The sequence below is a fragment of the Psychrobacter sp. A3 genome (assembly GCF_028823565.1).
In the GTDB taxonomy this organism is placed as follows: domain Bacteria; phylum Pseudomonadota; class Gammaproteobacteria; order Pseudomonadales; family Moraxellaceae; genus Psychrobacter; species Psychrobacter celer.
This window is the reverse complement of the sequence record NZ_JAPEHS010000110.1, coordinates 1-6,442: the sequence shown is the minus strand read 5'-3', so window position 1 is coordinate 6,442 and position 6,442 is coordinate 1. Positions and strand designations below refer to the sequence as shown.

Sequence of the window (6,442 nt, the reverse complement as noted above, 5' to 3'; positions counted from 1 at the left end):
TTTGGGCTGATCATTCACCCACCGATGCTGTATATGGGCTATGTGGGCTTAGCGGTGCCATTTGCTTTTTGTATGGCGGCATTGTGGGAAGGGCGTTTGGATGCAGTATGGACACGTTGGTCTCGTCCATGGGCGCTAGCGGCTTGGGGGTTTTTGACCGTTGGTATCGCTCTTGGCTCTTGGTGGGCGTATTATGAGCTTGGCTGGGGCGGCTGGTGGTTTTGGGATCCTGTAGAAAACGCCTCACTCATGCCGTGGCTGGCTGGTACGGCTTTGCTGCATTCGCTGGCGGTGACCGAAAAACGCGGGGTCTTTAAGGCTTGGACGATCATGCTGGCTATTTTTGCCTTTGCGCTGAGCTTGCTTGGTACTTTTTTGGTGCGCTCAGGAGTGATTACCTCCGTGCACTCATTTGCTGCCGACCCCACGCGCGGGCTGGTGGTTTTGATGATTCTTGGTATCGTTGTGGGCGGCGGCCTGTTGATGTTTGCGGTGCGCGGTTGGCGCTTGACGGTTGAGAGTCAGTATCAGCTGATCTCACGAGAGTCGTTTTTGGTGATTAACAACGTTATTATTTTAATTGCTACCTTGGTGGTATTGCTGGGTACGCTATATCCGATTATCGCTGACTCCTTTAACTTCGGTCAGGTCTCTGTCGGCCCTCCGTACTTCAACGCGCTGTTTGTGCCACTGACGTGGCTGCTGCTCATCGCGATGGGTATGGGCTCAAACATTCGCTGGAAAAAAGACAGCCGCCCACTCTTGGGCGCTGGCATGGTGATTGCCGCAAGTAGTCTGGTACTGGCTGCGATTATCACCTACTTTGCTAGCCCCTCTGCTATGCTCAATATTGGCGTGACATTGGCGATTAGTTTTTGGGTGTTGTTTTGGATGGTCGTTGATTTCAAGGATAAAACTAAAAACGCCCCAAGTCGTCTGCAGGGGCTGCGCCAGCTGCGTCTGAGCTATTGGGGGCAACAAACCGCGCATATTGGTGTCATCATTGCTGTCATTGGTGTGGCCTTTACCAGCACGCTCAGCATCGAGCGTGATGTTGCACTAGGGCCAAACGAGAGCGTCCATGTCCAAGGCTATGACTTTACGGTTAAGGACTTTCGCGAAGTCAAAGGCAGTAACTTTGATGCTACTCAAGCTGAAGTATTGGTCAGCAAAGATGGGCGCGATGTCACAACTTTGTATCCTGAAAAACGTAACTACATCATCAGTATGATGCCAATGACCGAAGCTGCCGTTGATGCTAGCCTCATGCGTGACGTCTATGTGGCGCTTGGTGAGCCTATCGCCGCTGACAGTAACGAATGGGCAATTCGTATCTATGTGAAGCCACTGATTCGCTGGATATGGCTAGGCGCAATCATCATGGCGTTAGGTGCGCTGCTCAGTATGCTTGATAAGCGTTATCGTTTTAATAAAGACAAGACACCTGCGAAAGTCGCTGCCAAAAAATCAGGCTTTGCCACGGTTGCCGACTTGGACACACCAGCACCAAAGAGAGGGGCGTAAACACATGAGCTCATCCAATCATTCCTCTGAAAATAGCACCCAAAAAACCTCTGTACAGGGGTCTAAAACCATGAACAAAAAGCAGCTAAAAGTATGGTTCTTGATTCCGCTGATTGTGTTTATCGGCTTACTCGTTATGCTGTATATGCGTCTGGGTAAGCCCACAGATATCGTGACCAATACGGCGCTTGAGCGTCCGGTGCCGCCTTTTGAGTTGCCGTTATTGTCAGACACCAGCCGTATCATGACCAACGACAATTTGCCCGATCAGCCGTTTTTGCTCAATGTCTGGGGCTCTTGGTGCCCAACTTGTATCATCGAGCATCCTTTTTTGATGCAGCTAGAGGAGCGCGGTGTCAACTTAGTGGGCGTCAACTACAAAGACGATATCGGTGATGCGCTCAGCTATCTCAACCGCGGCGGCGATCCGTTTTCGATGTCTATTCAAGATTTATCTGGTCAATTTGCTTTGGATTTGGGGTTGACCGGTGCGCCTGAGACCTTTGTGGTCGATGGGAAGGGTGTTATTCGCCAGCATATTATTGGGGAAGTAAACGAGAGCAATTGGCAAAGCCGTATCACCCCTTGTCTTATGGTGCTCAATGACGCCAATGATAAAAACATCAGCCCAGATCCAGCTCAGGTTGCGGAGGCATGTAAATGATGGCTAATCACTTATCTACCCTGATACTGAAGCTAGCCGGCGTTGTCCTAGCGTGCTTGCTCAGTAGCATAAGTTACGCGGCGATAGAGGTATATGATTTTGACTCTGCACAACAAGAAGCCCAATATCGAGGGCTAATCGAAGAGCTGCGTTGCCCGAAATGTCAAAACCAAAACTTGGCCGGCTCTGATGCGCCGATCGCTCAAGATTTAAAGCAAAAAACCTACGATATGGTAAAAGACGGTCGTAGTGATGGTGAGATTCGCGCTTATATGCAAGAGCGCTACGGCGATTTTATCAGCTACAAGCCGCCTGTACGTCCATCGACATGGATTTTATGGTTTTTTCCGCCATTGCTACTGATCGTATTATTGATAGGGTGGTTTTGGCAAAGCCGTCGCCGCCAGCTGGTAGCGAGCGGTCAGAGTAGAGTAACGGTAGATAATACCGCCTCGGAGCTGACTGCCGCCGAAAAAGCCGAACTTGATCGTCTGCTATCGCGTGCCAATAGCACCGATAATGACGCTCATGACACCACAAGCCCCGAGGACAAAAAATGACCATATTCTCTACTGCTGGCTTATTTATTGCTCTAAGCTTACTGACTGCCTTACTCCTTGCTGTTATTGCCATCATGCCATGGCTGCGCGCCACGCGTACATCAGGCACTTCTGTGGACAACCAGCTACTAGATATCAACGTGGCGGTGTTTCGCGAGCGTCTGGCAGAGCTACAAACAGACAAAGACAGTGGCACCATCGATGATGCTCACTACCAAAATCAAAAGCTCGAGCTTGAGCGGCAACTATTGGATGCCCAGCGTGAAGTCACGCCGATGGTCACCCCTGGTATCAAAAGCCGCCTGATCCTCATGGTTTGGGTGCCTGTATTGGCTGCGCTGGCGTATTTGATGGTGGGTGACCGAACGCCTGTGTTTGAGCTGTGGACGGCTGAAGACAAGGTTGGAAAAGTCGCTGATGACTTGTTGACTGGCAAAATCGATCAGCCACCTGTATGGGCAATTGAAAACGGCCAGCAGCTTATCAGCGCGATGCAGACCAATGTCTATCGTCATGCTGATGACCCCAATCGCTGGATGCGTTTATCTGAGCTGTTTTTGTCATTAGAGGCGACAGACTCGGCGCTAGAGGCATTGTCACGTGCTTATCGCTTATCGCCTGATAACGAGGAGATTGCGACGACCTATGCACAGATCAGCTTCTTTGCCAATAAAGGCCAACTAGACGCCACCAGTCGCCGCATCTTGCAGGACGTGCTGGCCAAAAACCCAAGCCACGAAGGCGCGCAAATGCTGATGGCCATGGGTGAGGCGCGTAGTAATAACTTTGAGGAGGCGCAAGGCTGGATTAAACGTCTGCGGAGCAGTATCGCGGCCAAACCTGGCGACCATACAAAAGCCTTAGCCAGCCTAGATGAGCTCAGCGCCAATGTCAGCGCGCAGCAGCAGCAAGCCTCAGAAGGGGTAGAGGTAAGCATTAGAATCAGCGCTAGCCTGTTGCCACTTGTCAAGGCAGACGATGTACTTTTTGTGGCGATACGTGATGTCAACGGTGGGCCGCCATTTGCCGCCAAGCGCTTACCGATCAGCGTGATCAAACAAGGCGAGGCCACTATCAGTCTAAGCGATCTCGATGCGATGATGCCTGAACGCACCTTGCAATCGGCGCGTGCAGACAAGGTACAGCTGGCGGTGATCGCTCGTATCAGTCATAGCGGCACCGCGGCGGCTGAGTCAGGCGACTTGTCTGGCAACCCTGTGGTCATTAGTGCCGATCAAAATCAGGCCAATATTGAAATCAATCAACAAATTCCCTAGTATTTATAACGGTTGTTAGTAGCGACTATTACCCACTCAGTAAGCGCGCTGTCGTCGTCACAGCAGCGCGCAACTGCATTATATGAACAGAGAAGTCATTGCGACTTTTTACTGTAGATAATGAAAATACTTGAGCTTTGTCAAGCCACAAGGTAAGGTAGCTTAGCAACCAACCAATCCCTAAGTATTTATTAGTCCCAAAATCCTACCTATTAAGGAGAGTTGTGTAATGATGCGTATTATTTTGCTAGGTCCACCAGGCGCCGGTAAAGGTACCCAAGCCCAGTTTATTTCTAAAGAGTATGACATTCCGCAGATCTCAACTGGCGATATGTTGCGAGCAGCAATCAAAGAAGGCAGTGAGCTTGGCAAACAAGCCAAAGACATCATGAATGCTGGTGGTTTGGTATCTGACGACCTTATCATTAACCTAGTGAAAGAACGTATCGCTAAGCCTGACTGTGCCAATGGTTGTATCTTAGATGGTTTTCCACGTACGATTCCACAAGCGCAAGCGCTGGCTGATGCGGATGTTGCAATCGACCATGTCATCGAAATCAGCGTACCTGATGACGAAATCGTCAAGCGTTTGTCTGGCCGTCGCCAGCACCCAGGCTCAGGCCGTGTTTACCACGTCGATCACAATCCGCCAAAGGTCGAAGGTATCGATGATGTAACGGGTGAAGCGCTGATCCAGCGTGAGGACGATCAAGAGTCAACCATTCGTGATCGCCTAGCGACGTATCATCAGCAAACCTCAGCGCTGGTAGATTTTTATCAAAACAAAGCGGCTGAAGGTGGTGATGCGCCGAAATACGATAAGTTTGACGGCACGCAAGCGATTGATGATGTCAAACAACAAATCTTAACGGCGCTAAAGGGTTAATCTTGTTATAAGATAACCGATGCCGTGATTGAAAGCCCTGTTTCTTAGCAGGGTTTTTTTGTGGCTGATACGCATTCATATAGCCATGCCCGCACAACCCTGCCCACACACAACCATACTCATAAAAAAACCGCTTACCTATGACAAGTAAGCGGCTTTTAATATGCATTTTGCACAACAGCTTTCTGCTTTAGCAGCTTACTGCTTATGCATTACCTTGCGCATCAACTTGTGCTTGCTGCTGGCTTTGTGCGTAGGCTTGGTCAAAGTTTACAGGAGCGAGCAGTAACTGCGGGAAGCTACCACGTGTGACGATGTCGCTGATGACTTCGCGTGCATAGGGGAATAGCACATTTGGGCAATAAGCGCCTAGAATTTGACCGATTTGGTCTTCTGGAATGTCTTTTAATAAGAAAATACCCGCTTGATGCACCTCAGCGATAAATGCAGCTTCGCCTGCGTTTTTTGCAGTCACGCTGACGGTCAAGACGATTTGATAATGATCGTCGTCTAGCTTTTCTGCGTTGCTAGAGAGATTGATGTCAAGCTCTGGGTTCCACTCTTTGGTAAATACGCTCGCGCCTGGCACCTCAAGTGACATGTCTTTTACATAAATGCGCTCTAGTGCCAATTGTGGTTGTGCTTGTTCTTCAGCCATGATAATTCCTCTAAAATTAGATCAAATGATTGGGCAAGTTATGATTAAAAATACTACAACAAAAGCTTCGTCATAAAAGCCTTATGGTAATAGTGGCCAAGATTGAATCAAAAAGACCAATCTCGCCGTTTTATCACACGCATTGCATAACACCGTGTTTTATTTTGCCGCTGCTTATCATTACACAGCTGATGACAAACCGCAAAACAAGGTTGCAAAAAACTTGTAAATTAACCAGCCAATAGCTCGTCAAGCTTGCCTTGTTGGTTCAGTTGATTGAGCTCATCAAAACCGCCGACAAAGGTATCACCCACAAAAATCTGTGGCACGGTGCGATAGTTATTGGTCTTTTGCATCAATGCGCGGCGCTCTTCGCTCGTCATATCGTGCATACCAATTTCTTCATAATCGACGCCTTTGGTTTTTAGTAGTTGTTTGGCGTTAGAGCAGTACGGGCAGATAGGCGTGGTATAAACTTTGACAGATACAGTCATGATAAATCCTTATTGGTCAGTATGGTCGTCAGTAATGACTTTATTATAAAAAACTACGCATAAAAAATATGAATAAAAAGTAGAATGCTTAACAGACCCTAGTGATTATAAAAAATACGATAAAAAATCATGTGATAAAAATGATGATTATCAGTTACTCACAAGTAAACGTGCGAGGTATTGGGTCGGGCTTATTAGTACAGTGGGGATGTGTCAGGCAAATTCAAGCGGGATGGGCCAAAAAGGCGCTGCAGTGATATAACTATAATCGATTCTAAACAAAAAAGTCATGTGTTTACTAACCAGCAAGGCCGCTAAAATTTCACTTGCGTGCTGCGTTCCCAGAGGCTGCGCAACCTACGTTTAAAAATAGCATCCC

General features: G+C 48.4%; 7 protein-coding genes. 5 read left to right on the top strand and 2 right to left on the bottom strand.

Annotated features, from left to right (window positions below; translation table 11 throughout):
- From NK638_RS11400 to adk, 5 genes are all read left to right on the top strand, one after another.
- Nucleotides 1–1,524, top strand: a 1,524-nt coding sequence (locus NK638_RS11400; protein ID WP_274633104.1) for a heme lyase CcmF/NrfE family subunit, incomplete at its 5' end; no start/stop codon positions are given.
- A 4-nt stretch (nt 1,525–1,528) separates the two neighbouring features.
- Complete coding sequence (locus NK638_RS11395; RefSeq protein WP_075100637.1) at nt 1,529–2,188, top strand: DsbE family thiol:disulfide interchange protein; 660 nt, start codon at nt 1,529–1,531, stop codon at nt 2,186–2,188.
- Nucleotides 2,185–2,748: a cytochrome c-type biogenesis protein gene (locus NK638_RS11390; RefSeq protein WP_446739837.1), complete on the top strand. Its 564-nt coding sequence runs from the start codon at nt 2,185–2,187 to the stop codon at nt 2,746–2,748. The genes NK638_RS11395 and NK638_RS11390 overlap by 4 nt, the downstream gene beginning before the upstream one ends.
- Nucleotides 2,745–4,025 carry a c-type cytochrome biogenesis protein CcmI gene (gene ccmI, locus NK638_RS11385; protein WP_274633103.1) on the top strand — a complete coding sequence of 427 codons (1,281 nt, stop codon included), beginning with the start codon at nt 2,745–2,747 and terminating at the stop codon, nt 4,023–4,025. Before NK638_RS11390 ends, ccmI begins: the two co-directional genes overlap by 4 nt.
- 232 nt (nt 4,026–4,257) lie before the next feature.
- Nucleotides 4,258–4,911, top strand: a complete 654-nt coding sequence (adk, locus tag NK638_RS11380) for an adenylate kinase (protein ID WP_192995176.1) — start codon at nt 4,258–4,260, stop codon at nt 4,909–4,911.
- Between the two features lie 205 nt (nt 4,912–5,116).
- Here adk and secB read toward each other — a convergent pair whose 3' ends face one another.
- Together secB and grxC are read right to left on the bottom strand one after the other, a co-directional pair.
- Nucleotides 5,117–5,569 carry a protein-export chaperone SecB gene (gene secB / locus NK638_RS11375; RefSeq protein ID WP_075100642.1) on the bottom strand — a complete coding sequence of 151 codons (453 nt, stop codon included), beginning with the start codon at nt 5,567–5,569 and terminating at the stop codon, nt 5,117–5,119.
- Between the two features lie 230 nt (nt 5,570–5,799).
- Complete coding sequence (grxC, locus tag NK638_RS11370) at nt 5,800–6,063, bottom strand: glutaredoxin 3 (protein WP_075100643.1); 264 nt, start codon at nt 6,061–6,063, stop codon at nt 5,800–5,802.
- Between the last annotated feature and the right edge of the window lie 379 nt (nt 6,064–6,442).